Below are 15,988 nucleotides of genomic sequence, written 5' to 3'. Positions count from 1 at the left end.
GGAGTCGAAAATGCGACATAAAGCCATTGCGATCATTGGAGGCTCCGGTTTTATCGGCAGCCATCTCGTCAACGCCCTCGTCGAAATGGGCAAAGACGTGCGCATCGCCACCCGGCGGCGCTACAACGCCCGCCATCTCACCCTCTTGCCCATCGACGTGATCGAAGCGGACGTGTTCGATCCGGTTCAGCTCGCGCGCTTCGTCGAAGGCGCGGATTGCGTGATCAATCTGGTGGCCACGCTGCACGGCAAACGCGGCACGCCGTACGGTCCGGAATTCGCGCGGATGCATGTGGAATTGCCGACCAAAATCGTCGCCGCATGCGAAGGCAAGGGCGTGCACCGGCTGCTTCATATCAGTGCGCTTGGCGCCGACCCGAACGGGCCGAGCATGTACACACGCTCGAAGGGCGACGGCGAGAAGGCCGTGCACGCCGCGAATCTGGCGTGGACGATTTTCCGGCCCTCCGTGGTGTTCGGCCCGGAAGATCAATTCCTCAACAAGTTCGCCATGTTGCAACGGATGTTTCCGGTGATTCCGCTTGCCATGCCGGATGCGAAATTTCAGCCAGTCTATGTCGGCGATGTGGCGAAGGCGATCGTCAATGTGCTCGATCTCGATGCCGCCGGCGGACGCACCTATGAACTGGGCGGCCCGACCGTTTACTCGCTCGAAGATCTCGTCAAATATTGCGGCGATGTGATCGGCAAGCATGCACGCATCATCCGCCTGCCGGAAGCGTTCGCGCGGCTGCAGGCGCTGACCTTCGAAATGGCGCCCGGCGAACCGGTGATCTCGCGCGACAATCTCGATTCGATGAAAGTCGACAACGTGTTGAGCGGACCGCTTGCGCCCGAACTCGGCATCGAGCCGGCCAGCATCGAAACGATCGCGCCGATCTATCTGACCGGCGCGTCGACGCGTTCACGTTTCGACACATTCCGCGCCAGCGCGGGACGTTAAATTTCCTCTCATTCCTTGTACAAAGCATGAAGCTGCTTTTTGGTGATAAGAACTACTCGTCATGGTCGATGCGGCCGTGGCTGCTATTCAAACATTTCGGCATTCCGTTCGAGGAAGTGTTGATTCATCTGAATCAACCGGACACCAACGCGAAAGTGCTCGCGCTTGCGCCGTCGGGTCCAGGGAAGATCCCATGCATGGTCAACGACGACGGTTCAGCCACGTGGGATTCGCTGGCGATCGCCGAAACGCTGGCCGAGCGCTTTCCCCAACATGCGCTGTGGCCGCGCGACGCGGCGGCGCGCAGCCGCGCGCGTAGCGTGAGCGCGGAAATGCATTCGGGCTTCGGGGAATTGCGCTCGGACATGTGGATGAACATACGCGCGTCGTTTCCGGGCAAGAATGCAACACCGGGCGCGTTGGCAAATATCGCGCGAATCGAGGTGATCTGGCGCGACTGTCTCGACGCTTACGGCGGCCCGTTTTTATTCGGCGAGTTCAGCATTGCCGACGCAATGTACGCGCCGGTCGTGATGCGCTTCAACACGTGGCAACCCGCGTTGTCGGAAGTCTCCAAAGCTTATATGCGGCGCGTGACCGAACTGCCGGCGGTGAAAGCGTGGATCGACGACGCGTTGAGCGAAACGCACGCGGTTGCCTACCTCGACGTATGCCCATGAACATCTACGCTGTAGGCGGTGCCATTCGCGACGAGTTGCTGGGCGTTCCGGTGCAGGACCGCGATTACGTGGTGGTCGGCGCGACGCCGGAGCAGATGGTGGCGCAAGGCTACCGGCCGGTGGGCAAGGATTTTCCGGTGTTCCTGCATCCGCAGACGCACGAGGAGTACGCGCTCGCCCGCACGGAGCGCAAGACGGCGGCAGGCTATCACGGCTTCCAGTTTTTCTATGCGCCGGACGTGACGCTCGAGGAAGACCTGGCGCGCCGCGACCTGACCATCAACGCCATGGCGCGCGAGGTGCGTCCGGACGGCGAGTTGACCGGCCCGGTGATCGATCCGTTCAACGGCCGGGGCGACTTGCAGGCGCGCCTGTTTCGTCACGTCAGCGACGCGTTTCTCGAAGACCCCGTGCGGATTTTGCGGATCGCGCGGTTTGCGGCGCGTTTTGTGGATTTCACGGTCGCGCCGGAGACGTTGACGCTCATGCGCAAGATGGTCGCTGACGGCGAAGTGGATGCGCTGGTGGCCGAGCGCGTGTGGCAGGAAGTGTCACGCGGCTTGATGGAGAAGAAACCGTCGCGGATGTTCGAGGTGCTGCGCGAGTCTGGGGCGTTGGCGCGGATTCTGCCCGAGATTGACGCGCTGTTTGGCGTGCCGCAGCGTGCCGACTATCACCCTGAGGTGGATACGGGTGTGCACGTGATGATGGTGGTCGATCATGCCGCGCAGCAGGGCTACGCGCTACCGGTTCGATTTGCCGCGCTGGCGCATGATCTCGGCAAAGCGACCACACCGGAAGACGTGTTGCCGCGGCATATCGGCCACGAGGCGCGCAGTGTAGATCTGTTGAAGCCGTTATGCGAGCGGTTGCGGGTGCCGAACGATTGCCGCGATCTTGCGGTGCTGGTCGCACGGGAGCATGGCAATATTCATCGCGTGATGGAGATGGGCGCTGCCGCGCTGGTGAGGTTGCTTGAGCGTAGTGACGCGATTCGGAAACCTGCGCGGTTTGCTGAGGCCTTGCAGGCGTGTGAGGCGGATGCTCGCGGGCGGTTGGGGTTTGAGATGCGGGAGTATCCGCAGGCTGAGAGGTTGAGAGTCGCTCTTGTCGCTGCGCGTGGCGTCGATGCAGGTGCTGTGGCTAAGCGGCTTGCTGATGCGCCTGCTGGGATTAAGGATGCTGTGCATCAGGAGCGGGTTCGGGCTGTGGAGTTGGCTATTGTGTGAGGGGTGGGGCGGCACGGTTGTTGGGTTTCGTTGTGCTTGGGGTGTTGGCCTTTTCTTGAATTTTTAGTGGTCTATTAGCGTTGCCCCTGTGCGGGGCGGCACTTACTTCTCTTTGCCGGCCGCAAAGAGAAGTAAGCAAGAGAAAGCGGCTCACACCGCCAATTCTTAAGCGGGTCCCTCGCGCAGTCGCGTTAGTGGTGCATCTGGAATCAGTGTTTTCGCACACTCCGCGCCAGTGACCAAGGGCTCATCAGCTCCCGCTTCGCACTGCGTGCGTCGCGGACGGGTATGCCTGGGAAACCTAAGGTTTGGTGAACGCAGCGCGTCAAACAGCGGCAGCAAAAGTGTCGTGGGCACTGACGATTTGAACGTACAGAGCGGCGTTATGAACGCCGCTTCGGCGCGCGCAGCGCCGCGAACCTGTCCGCATTTTTGTGTGCGAGGCGGTTAGCGGAGTTACCCGCGTGCGTTGGTAAAACGCTCTCCAAACAGAATAGCGAACTGGTTCATGGCGGAGGACCAGTCGAATGCCGCCCGTACAGACTTCGCCAGCACGTTGCGCAATGCCAGCCACAGTAGCTTGATGGCGGCCTCGTCGTTGGGGAAGTGGCCGCGGGTCTTGATGATCTTGCGTAGTTGCATGTTCAGACTCTCAATGGCATTCGTGGTGTAGACGACACGGCGTATGTCGGGCGGAAACACGAAGAAGGGTGTGACGTTCTCCCACGCCCGTCGCCACGACTGCACGATGGTCGGATACTTCGCGCCCCATGGCCCTTCGGCAAAGGCCTCCAGGGCCTGCTGCGCGGCCTGTTCGTTCGCGGCGGCATAGACCGGACGCAGCGCTGCGGCGACGCTTTTGCGATCCTTGTAGCTGGCGTATTCCAGGCTGTTGCGGATCAGGTGCACGATGCAGGTCTGCACGGCCGTGCGCGGGTACGCCGTGCCGATCGCCTCGGCCAGCCCCTTCAGGCCGTCGACCACCGCGATCAGGATGTCCTGGCAGCCCCGGGTCTTCAGTTCATTGAACACCTTCAGCCAGAACTTCGCACCTTCGGTCTGCTCGATCCACAGGCCGAGCACGTCGCGCTGGCCGTCGGCCTGAATGCCCAGCGCCAGATACACCGCCTTATTGCTCACCACACCGTCGCCACGGATCTTCACGCGCAGCGCGTCGAAGAACACCACCGGGTACATCGGCTCAAGTGGACGGCTTTGCCAGGCAAGCGTTTCGGCCATCACCTCATCGGTGACCGAGCTGATGAAGTCGGGCGAGACCTCGGTGCCATAGCTTTCGGCCAGAAACGACTGGATCTCGCGCACGCTCATGCCGCGTGCGTACATGGCAATGATGCGTTCGTCGAAGCCCGTGAAACGGCGCTCGTGCTTGGGAATCAGGATCGGCTCGAAGCTGCCTTCACGGTCGCGCGGCAGATCGACCCGCACCGGGCCACGCTCGGTGATGACTGTCTTGCCGCTGGCGCCGTTGCGTTCATTGGTCTGCTCCGCAGGCTTGGGCTGGCCGGGCCGGTAGCCCAGATGCATGTTCATTTCGGCGCCCATCGCGCGTTCGATGAGCGCCTTGTTGAACGCCAGCATCAGGTCCTGAACCTCGGCGGGCGTCATCGGACCCTTCACCAGTTCATCCAGCAGCGCTTCAGGCAGTTCAGGCAGCGGCCCGCGGGCCGCTGCCTGAGACGCGACGGTGCGTTTCTTTTTCATCGGCATATCCATGACCTTGAACCCTCATGATATGCCCCGCCCACGAAATTACGGATAGGTCCTGCGCCGCCGGATGTATGACTGCTTTGTCACTCGCGCGGAATGTGCGAGAGCACAGATTCCAGATGTGCCACTACCGCGGCTGCGCGAGGGGCCCGCTTAAGAATTAGCGGTGTGAGCCGCTTTCTCTTGCTTACTTCTCTTTGCGGCGGCAAAGAAAGGGAGTGCCGCCCCGCACAGCAATGCTCTCAACTTAAGCTCCGCTGGATCATGCGAGTTTGTACGCGAGATGGAAGTGGGGCTTGGCTTTTCTGGGTGGTCTTGTATAGGAGCGTGAGGGCTGTATCCGGCATCGGGTCTGGCGGATCAGTTCCAGCACACCGGCGAGGCCGTCCAGACATCGCTGGATGCGCAGAAGACACGCGCCGAGGATGGGCTTGAGTGCGCCCAGTGCATACACCCGGTTAGGACGGCTGGCATGTCTGTCGTCGTGCGGCGCATCGAGATCGCTGAGCAGGGTGAACAGGTTGTCGGCGAGGATTTTTGCGCCGAAGTCCTGCTGTAACGCCAGGTAATCGAGGCCTGTGACGGCTTCCAGCCGCAGCCGGTGCTTGAGTCGTTTGAACGCTTCCTCGACCCGCCAGCGCTGGTGATAGAGCGCGCCGAACGATGCCGCCGGATAACGCCCGCCATCGAGCAGCGAGGTCATCAGCACCCGCACGCGACCGCCCGGCGTGACGTCGCGGATCAGGCGAACAGTGGTGGGCGTACGCGCCAGTTCATAGTCGCGGGCATCCAGTTCGCTGGGCGCGTCCAGTGTCACCACACGCTCGGCTTTACCGCTGCGGGCAAAGGCGCTGACGCATTTCCAGTTACGCGCATCGACGCGCATGCAGAACGGGATTTCGCGCTGTGCGAGCGCCGCCACCATCGCGTTGCCGATATAGCCGCGATCGAGCAGCAGCAGGTCGGTATGCGGTTGCAGCACATCGAGGGCTTCGAACAGCATCTGCCGCTCGCCGCCGTCGGCGGGATGAAGTGCAGCGTGCAGGGTCAGTTCGGAACCCGGCAGGAATAGCGCAAACGCGTAGTGATCGGCGCGCAGTTCATGGCCGCGACGCGTGCCCACACGCAGGCGGCTGCCATCAGCGGCGACCAGCCTCAGGCCGTGCCAGCGCATCGAATCGATATGGGGTTGGGCCAGCGAGATCAGGCGGGCGCGGGCCAGCTCGAACAGTTCGGCAGACACTCCCCGTCGCGCCTTGCTGAAGGCCTGTGCGCTCACAGCGCGGGTGCGCCCGCCGCGGCTTCCCAGTGCGCCGAATAGCGCGTCAAGTTCGGCCTGCACACTGGCGCACATGCCCGACATCATCAGCGCGGCCATGCGCGGCAAGGTCAGTGTGCGATTGCGGGTAAAGGCGGTGGGAGAACGACGCACGCGATCGGCGAGCGCCGGATCGAACAGGAATTCGGAGAACTCAGCCAGAAGCCTTGAGGACGCTGGTATTTGAGTTCATATCGTTGATTTATCAGTGAGTTATGCGATGAAGCTTACAGGGCTAACGCCCTGTATACAAGCCCTTCGAGGCTTAAGTTGAGAGCATTGCCCCGCACAGGGGCAACGCTAATAGACCACTAAAAATTCAAGAAAAGGCCAACGCCCCAAGGCAATCAGAAAAAAGAAAGCACTCTCACCGCCAAAGGCAAAAAACGCCACCCTACAAAACCCTGGCAACAATCGACAACACCATAGAAAGCACCAACGTCGACATAAACGGAAACGGATACTCCCGCCCAAAAATCCGCAATGTCACATCACCGGGCAAGCGCCCAATGCCAATCTTCCTAAGCCACGGCCAGCAGGACGACAACACCGCCACCGCAATAAACGTAGTCAACAGCCAGCGAATCATGGCCAGCTCCTGAAGCAAAAATTCACAACGTATGCGACCGGTCGCCGCTGGAAAACGCTTGCAGCGTGTCATCCAGTCCGCGCGAAAACGCGATCACCTTGAACAGTTCGCCCATCTCCGCCTCCGACAACAACTTCTGCACCGCATTCGCCGCAGGCAAATATCTCGCCGTATCCGCAGGATCGATTTCAGATAACACGTCGGTAATCCCGGCATTCAGCAAAAACCGCGCTTGCGACGTAAAGCCCAGCAAATCCGCGCCCGTCTCGACGCCCGCTTCGGCAATGCCGGTAAATTCCACGTGCGCCGTGATGTCCTGCAAACCCGGATAGAGGAACGGATCGCCATGCGCCCGATGCCGGTAGTGACACATCAACGTGCCCTGCGCGCGCTGCGCATGGTAATACTCGTGACGCGGAAAACCATAGTCGATGAAGAAGGCCGCACCGCGCGCAAGCATCGTGCAGATGGTGCGTGTGAATGCGCTCGCCGCGTCGTGCGTCTCGGTCACGTAGTCTTCGCCGGCGGTTTCGATTTCCGACAGCAGCGCGAGGTCCGCCGCGGCGGACACAGGCCGGTCGTCGAATGCGAGCGCCTCGTTGCGCCACACCACACCGCGCTCGAGCCAGGCCCCGCCGTTGAATGCAAACAACCGCACCGGCATCGCGTCCAACACCTCGTTGCCGATCACCACGCCCTCGAACCGCTCCGGCAAAGCATCCAGCCAGCGCACTTTTTTGGCAGCGAGCGTGGGCGCGGCGGCTTCGATCGTTTCCCGTTGGCGTTCGCGAAGTTCGCCGGACAGATCCACGATCGAGTAGCTGTCGAATTCCGCATCCAATGCGTCGAGCGCGTTCAGCACGCCGGCGGCGAGCTTGCCCGTGCCGGCGCCGAATTCCATCACGTCGCGCGTGCCGCTCGCTTGCAAGGCCTCGGCCACCGGGCGCGCCAGCGTCGCGGCGAACAGCGGCGACAGCTCCGGGGCGGTAACGAAGTCGCTGCCGTCGTCGCCGCGCAGCCCGAATTTGCGGGCGCCGCCGCTGTAATAGCCGAGTCCCGGCGCGTACAGCGCACGTTCCATGTAGCGGTCGAACGGCAACCAGCCGCCGGCGGCGTCGAGCTCCGTACGGATCTGCGCGACCAGCGCTTCGGACTGCGCAAGCGCGCTCGGGCCGGGAGCAGGTAAACTATCGGGTTGGTGAGCTTTGGGATTCATCCTCGCATTGTAAATGACCGCCTCTCTGGACACCGCCGCCCCCCGCGCGCCCGACACGCCGCGCGTCGTGCTGATTACTGGCGCCGCCCGCCGTATCGGGCGCGCGCTCGCGCTCGGCTTTGCCGCGCGTGGCTGGGACGTGGCCGTCCATTACGGCGCTTCGCGCGAGGAAGCGGGCGAACTGGTCGCTGAAATCACCGCCTTGGGCCGCCGGGCTGTCGCCTTGCAGGCCGAATTGGGCGATGAGGCACAGGTCGAACGCCTTTTGCCGGCTTGTATCGACGCCTTGGGCCGGCCGTCGTGTATCGTCAACAATGCGTCGCGCTTCGAGGAAGACACGGCGCAGACCGTCGGCTACGACCTGCTGCTGAAGCTGACCGCGATGAACGTCGCCGCGCCACTGGTGCTGGCGCGCAGGCTGTTCGAGGCGACGCCGGAAGCCGCACGCACCGACGAAAGCCTGCGCGGCGTCGTCATCAACGTGCTGGATCAGAAGCTGTACAACATGAACCCGGACTATCTGTCGTACACGCTGACCAAGGCGGCGTTGCAGACGGCCACGGTCGCGCTGGCTCAGGCGCTGGCGCCGAAAGTGCGCGTGGTCGGGCTCGCGCCCGGTCTGACGATGCAATCCGGCGATCAAACGCCGGACGGTTTCGCCGCCGCTCACCGTACTACGCCTTTGGGCCGCGCGTCGCGGGCCGAGGATATTGTCGCCGCCGCGCTGTATCTCGCGGATGCAGCGGGCGTCACCGGAACGACGCTGGTGGTCGACGGCGGGCAGCATCTCGTGCCCCTGCCGCGCGACGTTATGTTTTTGACGGGCGCCTGAAGCGCGCGCGGCTGGCCGGCCGTATTAGCGGCCGCCGCTGCGTTGTGAAGCGTCCCTTTGCGTGCTCCGCACGCCTTTTTCGACTGGAACGAACATGTTTGCCGCTCTTTCGCATCCCCGGCTCGCCGATTGCCGCCGGCTCTTTCTGCGCAATTACGAAGTGCATATCAACATCGGCGTGCACGACTTCGAAAAGCGCGGCGAACAGCGCGTCGTGATCAACGTCGAACTGTTCGTGCCGCTCGCACTGTCCACGCCGGTTCAGGACAAGCTGAACGAAGTCGTCGACTACGACTTCATGCGCTCCACCATCTCGCGCCGGGTCGAGCAAGGTCACATCCACTTGCAGGAAACGCTTTGCGACGACCTCGTCAAGACCATGCTCGAGCATCCGCAAGTGCGGGCCGCGCGCGTGTCGACGGAAAAGCCGGACGTTTATCCTGATTGCGACGCGGTGGGCGTCGAAGTCTTCCGTATCAAAGAGGATTGAGCCATGAATGCTCCGGAAATTCTGAACGGCGCCGCGACCGTGGCCACCGCCTCGACTGCCGATGCAAACGGGGCCGGGCAAGCCGCCGCGCGCGCCAAGACGCCGCTCACGCGCCGTGAGCAGAAGGAAGCGTACGAGAACAACAAGCTCTTCAAGCGGCTTGCGCGCCAGGTCGGCGAGGCAATCGTCGACTTCAACATGATCGAGAACGGCGACAAGGTCATGGTGTGCCTGTCGGGCGGCAAGGACAGCTACGCGATGCTCGAAATTCTGATGCGGCTGCGCGAGCGCGCGCCGATCAACTTCGATATCGTCGCGGTGAACCTCGACCAGAAGCAGCCAGGCTTTCCCGAGCACGTGCTGCCGGAGTACCTGAAGCGGCTCGACATTCCGTTTCATATCGAGAATCAGGACACGTACAGCATCGTCAAGCGGCTGGTGCCCGAGGGCAAGACTACCTGCTCGCTGTGCTCGCGGCTGCGGCGCGGCATTCTTTACCGCGTGGCCGGCGAACTCGGCGCGACCAAGATCGCGCTCGGTCATCATCGCGACGACATTTTGCAAACGCTGCTGCTGAACATGTTTTACGGCGGCAAGCTGAAGGGCATGCCGCCCAAGCTGCAATCGGACGACGGCAAGAATATCGTGATTCGCCCGCTCGCCTACGTGAAGGAAACCGATCTGGAGAAGTACGCCGAGCTGCGTGAATTCCCGATCATTCCGTGCAACCTGTGCGGCAGCCAGCCGAATCTGAAGCGCGCGGAAATGAAGGCGCTCGTGCGCGATTGGGAGAAGCGCTTCCCGGGACGCATCGAAAATATGTTCAATGCCTTGTCCAACGTCGTGCCCTCGCATTTGATGGACCACAAGCTGTTCCCGTTCGCGGGCCTGCGAGCGACCGGCGAGGCCGATCCGCAAGGCGATATCGCCTTCGACGAAGAGCCGTGTTCGACCGATGCCGGAGAAAGCGCAATGCCCGGCGCAACAAAGTCGATATCCATCGTCCAGTTCGACGATCTTTGACAAAAAACGCCCGTGCTATGGGCGTTTCCGCACATTGCAGTACGCATCGAGGCCGCCACAGCGGCCCTTTTCGCTAGAGGGTGCGTGTTAGAATCGTCGCCTCCAAACTCGTCTATTTGCCGTGCCATGAACATTGTGATTTTGGCGGCAGGCACCGGCAAGCGCATGCGGTCCGCGCTTCCCAAGGTGCTTCATCCCCTGGCTGGCCGGCCGCTCCTCGCTCACGTCATCGACACGGCTCGCACGCTCAAGCCCACGCATCTCGTCGTGGTGATCGGCCATGGCGCCGAAGCCGTGCGCAAAGCGGTTGCCGCTCCTGACGTGCAGTTCGCCGTGCAGGAACAGCAGCTCGGCACGGGGCACGCGGTGCAGCAGGCGTTGCCGCTGCTCGATCCGTCCGCCCCCACGCTGGTGCTTTACGGCGACGTGCCGCTCACGCGCGCCGGCACACTGCAGGCGCTGACCGAGCGTGCGGGGCAGGGCGGTTACGGCGTGCTTACCGTCACGCTCGCGGACCCGAGCGGCTACGGCCGCATCGTGCGTGACGCGCAAGGCAAGGTAGCGCGCATCGTCGAGCAGAAAGACGCCACGCCCGAGCAGCTCGAGATTGCCGAGATCAACACCGGCATCATCGTCGCGCCGACGCAGCGTTTGGGCGGCTGGCTTGCCGCGCTGAAGAACGACAATGCGCAAGGCGAGTTCTATCTGACCGACGCGGTCGAGATGGCAATCGAAGCCGGGCTCGAAGTCGTGACCACGCAGCCGGAAGACGAGTGGGAAACGCTCGGCGTGAACAGCAAGCAGCAGCTTGCCGAACTCGAGCGCATTCATCAGCACAACGTGGCGGACGCGCTGCTGGTCGCGGGCGTAACGCTCGCCGATCCGGCTCGGCTTGATGTGCGCGGCACGCTCGAATGCGGCCGCGATGTCTCGATCGACGTGAACTGCGTGTTCGAAGGCCGCGTGACGCTGGCTGACAACGTCACCATCGGACCGAACTGCGTGATCCGCGATGCGAGCATCGGCGCCGGCACGCGCGTCGACGCGTTCACGCACATCGAGGGCGCCGAAGTCGGCGCGAATGCCGTGCTCGGACCGTATGCGCGCTTGCGCCCCGGTGCGTCGCTGCACGACGAATCGCATGTCGGCAACTTTGTCGAGGTGAAGAACGCGGTGCTCGGCCGCGGTTCGAAAGCGAACCACCTCACGTATATCGGCGACGCGGATATCGGCGCGCGCGTGAACATCGGCGCAGGCACCATCACCTGCAATTACGACGGCGCGAACAAATTCCGCACGATCATCGAAGACGACGTGTTCGTCGGTTCCGATACGCAACTGGTTGCGCCGGTTCGCGTGAAGCGCGGCGCGACCATCGCGGCGGGCACCACGGTCTGGAAGGACGTCGAAGCCGACGCGCTGGCCCTGAACGATAAGACGCAAACGAGCAAAATGGGCTACGTGCGTCCGACCAAAAAGAAGAGCTGATAGGCATGATGCGCGTAACAGGCGCGCTCATTGAAATCCAGCACCTAGAGCACTGAAAAGGAATGAGCCATGTGTGGCATTGTCGGCGCGGTAGCGCAACGTAACATCGTTCCCGTCCTGATCGAAGGACTGCGTCGCCTCGAATATCGCGGCTACGATTCGTGCGGCGTGGCCGTGCTCGGCGAAGACGGTCCGCGTCGCGCGCGCAGCGTGGCGCGCGTGGCCGATCTCGACGAGCAGGTTCGCGAGAGCCACCTCGAAGGCATCACGGGCATCGCCCACACGCGCTGGGCGACGCACGGCGCACCGGTCACGGACAACGCACACCCGATCTTCTCGAAAGATACTCTGGCGTTGGTACACAACGGCATCATCGAGAACTACGAATCGCTGCGTGAAATGCTGCGTGGCAAGGGCTATACGTTTGTCTCGCAAACCGACACCGAGGTTATCGCGCATCTGATTCATAGCATGTATCGCGGCGATCTGTTCGCGGCGGTGCGTGAAACCGTCGGGCAATTGCACGGCGCTTATGCGATCGCTGTGTTGCATAAGGACCAGCCGCATACCGTGGTGGGCGCGCGGCAGGGTTCGCCGCTGGTGGTCGGGCTCGGCCAGGGCGAGAACTTCCTCGCCTCGGACGCGTTGGCGCTTGCGGGCAGCACCGAACGGTTCATCTTCCTCGAAGAAGGCGACGTGTGCGAATTGTCGCTCGAGGGCGTGCGAATCGCCGATCGCGACGGCAATGAAACGCCGCGCGAAGTGCGTGAGGTAGCGGCATATGGCGGCGCGGTCGAACTCGGTCCGTATCGCCACTTCATGCAGAAAGAAATTTTCGAGCAGCCGCGCGCGATCACGGACACGATTCCGCAAGCGGATTCGTTCGATGCATCGCTGTTCGGCGAGGGCGCGGGCAAAGTGTTCGCGGAGATCGACAGCCTGTTGATCCTGGCGTGCGGCACGAGCTACTACTCGGGGCTGACGGCGAAGTACTGGCTCGAATCGATCGCGAAGATTCCGACTCAGGTGGAAATTGCCAGCGAGTATCGCTACCGTGAGTCGGTGGCGAACCCGAAGCAGCTGGTGGTGGTGATTTCCCAATCGGGCGAAACGGCGGACACGCTCGCCGCGCTCAAGCATGCGCAGGGACTCGGTCACAAGCATACGCTGGCGGTCTGCAACGTCGGTACGAGCGCGATGGTGCGCCAGACGGAATTCTCGTTCCTGACGCACGCGGGCCGCGAAATCGGCGTGGCGTCGACCAAGGCGTTCACCACGCAACTCGTTGCGCTATTCGTGCTGGCGGCGACGCTGGGCAAGATGCGCGGTCGTGTGAATGAAGAGCAGGAAGCGGAATACCTGAAGCAGCTGCGCCACTTGCCTGCGGCGTTGAATAGCGTGCTGGCGCTGGAGCCGCAGATCATCGCGTGGTCGGAAGAGTTTTCGCGCAAGGAACATGCGCTGTTCCTCGGGCGTGGCCTGCATTATCCGATCGCACTCGAAGGCGCGCTGAAGCTCAAGGAGATCTCGTATATTCACGCCGAGGCTTATCCGGCCGGTGAGTTGAAGCATGGCCCCCTCGCGCTCGTGACGGAAGCGATGCCGGTGGTGACGGTGGCGCCGAACGACGCGCTGCTGGAAAAGTTGAAGTCGAATATTCAGGAAGTGCGCGCGCGCGGCGGCGAGCTGTATGTGTTCGCGGATGCGGATACGAAGATCGTCAATGACGAAGGTCTGCATGTGATCCGGATGCCGGAGCACTATGGTTTGTTGTCGCCGATCTTGCATGTGGTGCCGCTGCAGTTGCTGGCGTATCACACGGCATGCGCGCGGGGCACGGATGTGGACAAGCCGCGGAATCTGGCGAAGTCGGTGACGGTGGAGTGATTGCGGGGCTGGGTCGCTGACGGTTGTTGTTAGGATGTAATCGAAGCGCTTCTACCTCACGGGTAGAAGCGCTTCGCGCTTTACGGCATCTTATTCGTTGCAGATGGCCTTTGAGCGGGTACGACGATGAATTCGCCGAGTTCATCGCCATACGTCACGACATTCCCTTCTTGCAAGAAATGGGCAGTCAACGCGCCTAGCGCCGCATCCACTTCGTCGATCGATCTTAGCGAAGCTGTTTCACTCAGTATCTTTTACTGCATTCGAGGTGATTGAGATGAGCCTGAACGGCCGTGTGAACTTTGGCCGTCATCGAGTTGCCAAATGAATATGGCGACTCGGACGAATGGGTATGGCAAGCGTGCTGCTGGTAGACGATGACGAGGAGGCATTGGCCGCATGGAGCGCCATTTGTGCCGGTGATGGATTTGAAGTAAGGTGCGCCGGCGACGGCCGGTCGGCCTTGGCCATGTTCATTGAAGCCCCGGTCGATATCGTGGTTGCGGACTGGCGGATGCCGGTCATGTCGGGCAGCGAGTTCTGCCATCGGTTGCGAACACTTCCCGGATTAGCAGACTTCGCTTTCATTCTGGTTTCCGGAGAGCCTAGTCCACCTGCTTTCGTCAGCTACGATGGGTTTCTTCGTAAGCCGGTGGAGGGGCCAATTTTATTGGCCACGATGCATCGGCTGCTGGCCGACCACGTTACGCATCGGCAACGGCAGCGATAGTCGCTACTCCCTCACCAGTTCCACCGCCGCCGCCGAAACGAATTCCGCGCGCACGCTATCGCCGACTTTCAACCCATCGAGCGAAATACCCTTCGCGGCCCTGAGCACCTGCTGATGCTTCGGGCCACGCAGCGTCACCATGCGGCTCTTGCGATCGATCTTCATCACCGTCGCGACAACCGTCACGCTGTGCGCCGACGACGCATAACCTGCCGACGCCGGTATTGCCGCGGTCGTCTCCACGCGCTCGCGCACACCTTGGGTCGCGAGCCTGTCGATGTTCAGCAGCAGCGCTTGCTGGTAAGCAACGTTGAGCTTGTCGCCGACTCTGAGCCGGCCGACATCGGCCAGGGAAGGATTGACGTCGACGTCGGCGAGATTGCCGCGCGGACCACGCAGCGTGACGCTATTCGTGGCGGTATTGATGGCAACGACGCGAACCTGTGCGTGAATCACCTCGGCGCGTCCGAGCGCCTGCTGTCCGGCGGGAACGCCCGCGTCCTGCGCGAAACTGAATTGACAGAGCACGGCGCCGAGCACGCTCACGAGAGAGGCCGCCCGCCACACGACTGCGGCCGATGATCCGACTTTGCGCGCACAGATCATTTGCTGCTCCCGAAGTGATCACTGCCAACGGCCAACCCGACACCGGCCACGCACTCGCGCTACAACTCCGGCCGCGCCAGATCGCTGGTGACAATATGTTCGCCATACACCTGCGCCGCGGCGACGGCTTCGAGCTTGGTCGCGTACGGCCCGAGTTCGGGCGCGCCGTCGAACGGAAACAGCACGCGGCCGTCGGTGGTTCGAACCACTTTCAACACGCCAAAGAAACGCCGGTAGCCGGCCAGCTTCGAGGTGGCCAAAATTTCAAAGTCGTCTTCCGACGTTGCGGGGACGCTGGGAATGAATGCGGTCTTGCTCATACCTGAAAACATCTCTTGTTCGATGGGCCGGCAGCGGCACGAAACGCCAAGCCTACACCCGGTTGTCCGGGGAGGATATTCGCCGGCGGGCTTCATTGTCTCAAAGCCGGGCGGATTCAACCGGCGAGCCGGTTAGCGCACCGGGCGACGGTTGGCGGCGAAGCCGCCCGCGGGTCTGGTCAGGCGTCTTTGACTGCCGCCGCGTGCTCGGCCGCCAGCGCCGCGTCCCGCTCGCTCACGCGCACGAAGCTCGGTCGCGAGCAGATGCGCTCGACATACTCGAGCAGGACCGGCGTGTCGGGCACGAGCTTGAACATCATCCCCCAATGCAAGGCGATGCCCCACAAGATATCCGCCGCCGACATCGTGTCCCCAAGCAGATAGGGCGCGGCTTGCAACTGGCTCGTCACGGTTCCGATCATCGAGTCGAAATCGCCGTAGGGCGACGTGGCGGGCGGGGCCGGGTCGCGCTTCATCGCCTTGTCGACTAGCGCTGGTTCGTAGCACGCCGCGTAGTACACCAGCCAGCGCAGATACGGTCCGCGCGACGGATCGTCGAGCGCCGGCGCGAGTCCGGCTTCAGGAAACAAATCGGCCAGATAGATGAAGATGGCGACCTGTTCGGTGATCAACGCGTCGCCGTGAAGAATCGCCGGCACTTTACCGAGCGGATTGATGGCGAGATAGGGCGCTTTACGCTGCTCGCCGGCTTTCATGTTCAGTACCTTCAACTGATAAGGCGCACCAAGCTCTTCGAGCAGCGTGAGCGCGCTGACGGAGCGGCATTGCGGCGAGTGGAACAGTGTGATCGTGCGATCCGTGGTCATGGTTTGAGCTTTCCCGAATGAGCGTGGTGGACGAAAAAACCGGGCTTGAGGGCCCGACAAG

At 62.3% G+C, this 15,988-nt stretch carries 16 protein-coding genes; 9 read left to right on the top strand and 7 right to left on the bottom strand.

Translation table 11 applies throughout. From position 1 onward, the window contains the following. Positions 1-10: 10 nt before the first annotated feature. The 3 genes from B0G80_RS15015 to B0G80_RS15005 are packed head-to-tail and all read left to right on the top strand — an operon-like array spanning position 11 to position 2,873. A complete protein-coding gene (locus B0G80_RS15015) occupies positions 11-964 on the top strand; it encodes a complex I NDUFA9 subunit family protein (protein WP_106284851.1) in 954 nt (317 codons plus the stop codon). Between the two features lie 26 nt (positions 965-990). Continuing rightward, positions 991-1,644: a glutathione S-transferase family protein gene (locus B0G80_RS15010; protein ID WP_116118475.1), complete on the top strand. Its 654-nt coding sequence runs from the start codon at positions 991-993 to the stop codon at positions 1,642-1,644. After that, positions 1,641-2,873, top strand: a complete 1,233-nt coding sequence (locus tag B0G80_RS15005) for a multifunctional CCA addition/repair protein (protein WP_116118474.1) — start codon at positions 1,641-1,643, stop codon at positions 2,871-2,873. Before B0G80_RS15010 ends, B0G80_RS15005 begins: the two co-directional genes overlap by 4 nt. Positions 2,874-3,329: 456 nt before the next feature. On the opposite strand, the gene B0G80_RS15000 is transcribed toward B0G80_RS15005, so the two are convergent. The 4 genes from B0G80_RS15000 to B0G80_RS14985 all read right to left on the bottom strand — a co-directional run bounded on the left by B0G80_RS15000 (position 3,330) and on the right by B0G80_RS14985 (position 7,724). Beyond that, positions 3,330-4,601, bottom strand: a complete 1,272-nt coding sequence (locus tag B0G80_RS15000) for an IS256 family transposase (protein WP_408967704.1) — start codon at positions 4,599-4,601, stop codon at positions 3,330-3,332. Positions 4,602-4,863: 262 nt separating this feature from the next. Then, positions 4,864-6,060, bottom strand: a complete 1,197-nt coding sequence (locus B0G80_RS14995) for an IS4 family transposase (protein ID WP_116117835.1) — start codon at positions 6,058-6,060, stop codon at positions 4,864-4,866. Between the two features lie 253 nt (positions 6,061-6,313). After that, a complete protein-coding gene (locus tag B0G80_RS14990) occupies positions 6,314-6,508 on the bottom strand; it encodes a DUF2905 domain-containing protein (RefSeq protein ID WP_012434650.1) in 195 nt (64 codons plus the stop codon). Positions 6,509-6,530: 22 nt separating this feature from the next. Continuing rightward, positions 6,531-7,724, bottom strand: a complete 1,194-nt coding sequence (locus B0G80_RS14985; RefSeq protein WP_116118473.1) for a class I SAM-dependent methyltransferase — start codon at positions 7,722-7,724, stop codon at positions 6,531-6,533. 13 nt (positions 7,725-7,737) lie between these two features. Here B0G80_RS14985 and B0G80_RS14980 point away from each other — a divergent pair, with 13 nt between their 5' ends. The 6 genes from B0G80_RS14980 to B0G80_RS14950 all read left to right on the top strand — a co-directional run bounded on the left by B0G80_RS14980 (position 7,738) and on the right by B0G80_RS14950 (position 14,174). Beyond that, positions 7,738-8,556: an SDR family oxidoreductase gene (locus tag B0G80_RS14980; protein ID WP_116118472.1), complete on the top strand. Its 819-nt coding sequence runs from the start codon at positions 7,738-7,740 to the stop codon at positions 8,554-8,556. A 94-nt stretch (positions 8,557-8,650) separates the two neighbouring features. Further along, a complete protein-coding gene (locus B0G80_RS14975) occupies positions 8,651-9,046 on the top strand; it encodes a dihydroneopterin aldolase (protein ID WP_012434647.1) in 396 nt (131 codons plus the stop codon). 3 nt (positions 9,047-9,049) lie between these two features. Further along, positions 9,050-10,069, top strand: a complete 1,020-nt coding sequence (ttcA, locus tag B0G80_RS14970; protein ID WP_116118471.1) for a tRNA 2-thiocytidine(32) synthetase TtcA — start codon at positions 9,050-9,052, stop codon at positions 10,067-10,069. Between the two features lie 126 nt (positions 10,070-10,195). After that, on the top strand, positions 10,196-11,557 hold the full coding sequence (gene glmU / locus B0G80_RS14965) for a bifunctional UDP-N-acetylglucosamine diphosphorylase/glucosamine-1-phosphate N-acetyltransferase GlmU (protein WP_116118470.1): 1,362 nt from the start codon (positions 10,196-10,198) through the stop codon (positions 11,555-11,557). 69 nt (positions 11,558-11,626) lie between these two features. Further along, the gene (gene glmS / locus B0G80_RS14960) at positions 11,627-13,444 is read left to right on the top strand and encodes a glutamine--fructose-6-phosphate transaminase (isomerizing) (RefSeq protein WP_116118469.1); all 1,818 of its coding nucleotides are present in this window, start codon (positions 11,627-11,629) and stop codon (positions 13,442-13,444) included. 352 nt (positions 13,445-13,796) lie between these two features. Next, positions 13,797-14,174, top strand: coding sequence for a two-component system response regulator (locus B0G80_RS14950; RefSeq protein WP_116119664.1), 378 nt, complete (start codon positions 13,797-13,799; stop codon positions 14,172-14,174). A gap of 3 nt (positions 14,175-14,177) precedes the next feature. Here the strand turns inward: B0G80_RS14950 and B0G80_RS14945 are convergent, their stop codons facing one another. The 3 genes from B0G80_RS14945 to B0G80_RS14935 form a co-directional block, all read right to left on the bottom strand. Continuing rightward, entirely contained in the window at positions 14,178-14,780 is a 603-nt protein-coding gene (locus B0G80_RS14945; protein WP_116118468.1) for a copper-binding protein, read from the bottom strand. Between the two features lie 59 nt (positions 14,781-14,839). Further along, positions 14,840-15,100 (bottom strand): DUF6723 family protein, encoded by a 261-nt coding sequence (locus tag B0G80_RS14940; RefSeq protein ID WP_116119662.1) that lies wholly within the window; start codon positions 15,098-15,100, stop codon positions 14,840-14,842. 179 nt (positions 15,101-15,279) lie between these two features. Next, positions 15,280-15,927 (bottom strand): glutathione S-transferase family protein, encoded by a 648-nt coding sequence (locus B0G80_RS14935; protein ID WP_116118467.1) that lies wholly within the window; start codon positions 15,925-15,927, stop codon positions 15,280-15,282. Between the last annotated feature and the right edge of the window lie 61 nt (positions 15,928-15,988).

The sequence above is a fragment of the Paraburkholderia sp. BL6669N2 genome (assembly GCF_003387275.1).
In the GTDB taxonomy this organism is placed as follows: Bacteria; Pseudomonadota; Gammaproteobacteria; order Burkholderiales; family Burkholderiaceae; genus Paraburkholderia.
This window is presented reverse-complemented; position numbering and strand designations above follow the sequence as displayed.

Coding starts and splice junctions, on each gene's coding strand:
- B0G80_RS14985 (WP_116118473.1), bottom strand. CDS start 7,724: ATGAATCCCAAAGCTCACCAACCCGATAGTTTACCTGCTCCCGGCCCG.
- B0G80_RS15000 (WP_408967704.1), bottom strand. CDS start 4,601: ATGCCGATGAAAAAGAAACGCACCGTCGCGTCTCAGGCAGCGGCCCGC.
- glmU (WP_116118470.1), top strand. CDS start 10,196: ATGAACATTGTGATTTTGGCGGCAGGCACCGGCAAGCGCATGCGGTCC.
- glmS (WP_116118469.1), top strand. CDS start 11,627: ATGTGTGGCATTGTCGGCGCGGTAGCGCAACGTAACATCGTTCCCGTC.
- B0G80_RS14945 (WP_116118468.1), bottom strand. CDS start 14,780: ATGATCTGTGCGCGCAAAGTCGGATCATCGGCCGCAGTCGTGTGGCGG.
- ttcA (WP_116118471.1), top strand. CDS start 9,050: ATGAATGCTCCGGAAATTCTGAACGGCGCCGCGACCGTGGCCACCGCC.
- B0G80_RS15010 (WP_116118475.1), top strand. CDS start 991: ATGAAGCTGCTTTTTGGTGATAAGAACTACTCGTCATGGTCGATGCGG.
- B0G80_RS14980 (WP_116118472.1), top strand. CDS start 7,738: ATGACCGCCTCTCTGGACACCGCCGCCCCCCGCGCGCCCGACACGCCG.
- B0G80_RS14950 (WP_116119664.1), top strand. CDS start 13,797: ATGGCAAGCGTGCTGCTGGTAGACGATGACGAGGAGGCATTGGCCGCA.
- B0G80_RS14935 (WP_116118467.1), bottom strand. CDS start 15,927: ATGACCACGGATCGCACGATCACACTGTTCCACTCGCCGCAATGCCGC.
- B0G80_RS15005 (WP_116118474.1), top strand. CDS start 1,641: ATGAACATCTACGCTGTAGGCGGTGCCATTCGCGACGAGTTGCTGGGC.
- B0G80_RS14990 (WP_012434650.1), bottom strand. CDS start 6,508: ATGATTCGCTGGCTGTTGACTACGTTTATTGCGGTGGCGGTGTTGTCG.
- B0G80_RS14940 (WP_116119662.1), bottom strand. CDS start 15,100: ATGAGCAAGACCGCATTCATTCCCAGCGTCCCCGCAACGTCGGAAGAC.
- B0G80_RS15015 (WP_106284851.1), top strand. CDS start 11: ATGCGACATAAAGCCATTGCGATCATTGGAGGCTCCGGTTTTATCGGC.
- B0G80_RS14975 (WP_012434647.1), top strand. CDS start 8,651: ATGTTTGCCGCTCTTTCGCATCCCCGGCTCGCCGATTGCCGCCGGCTC.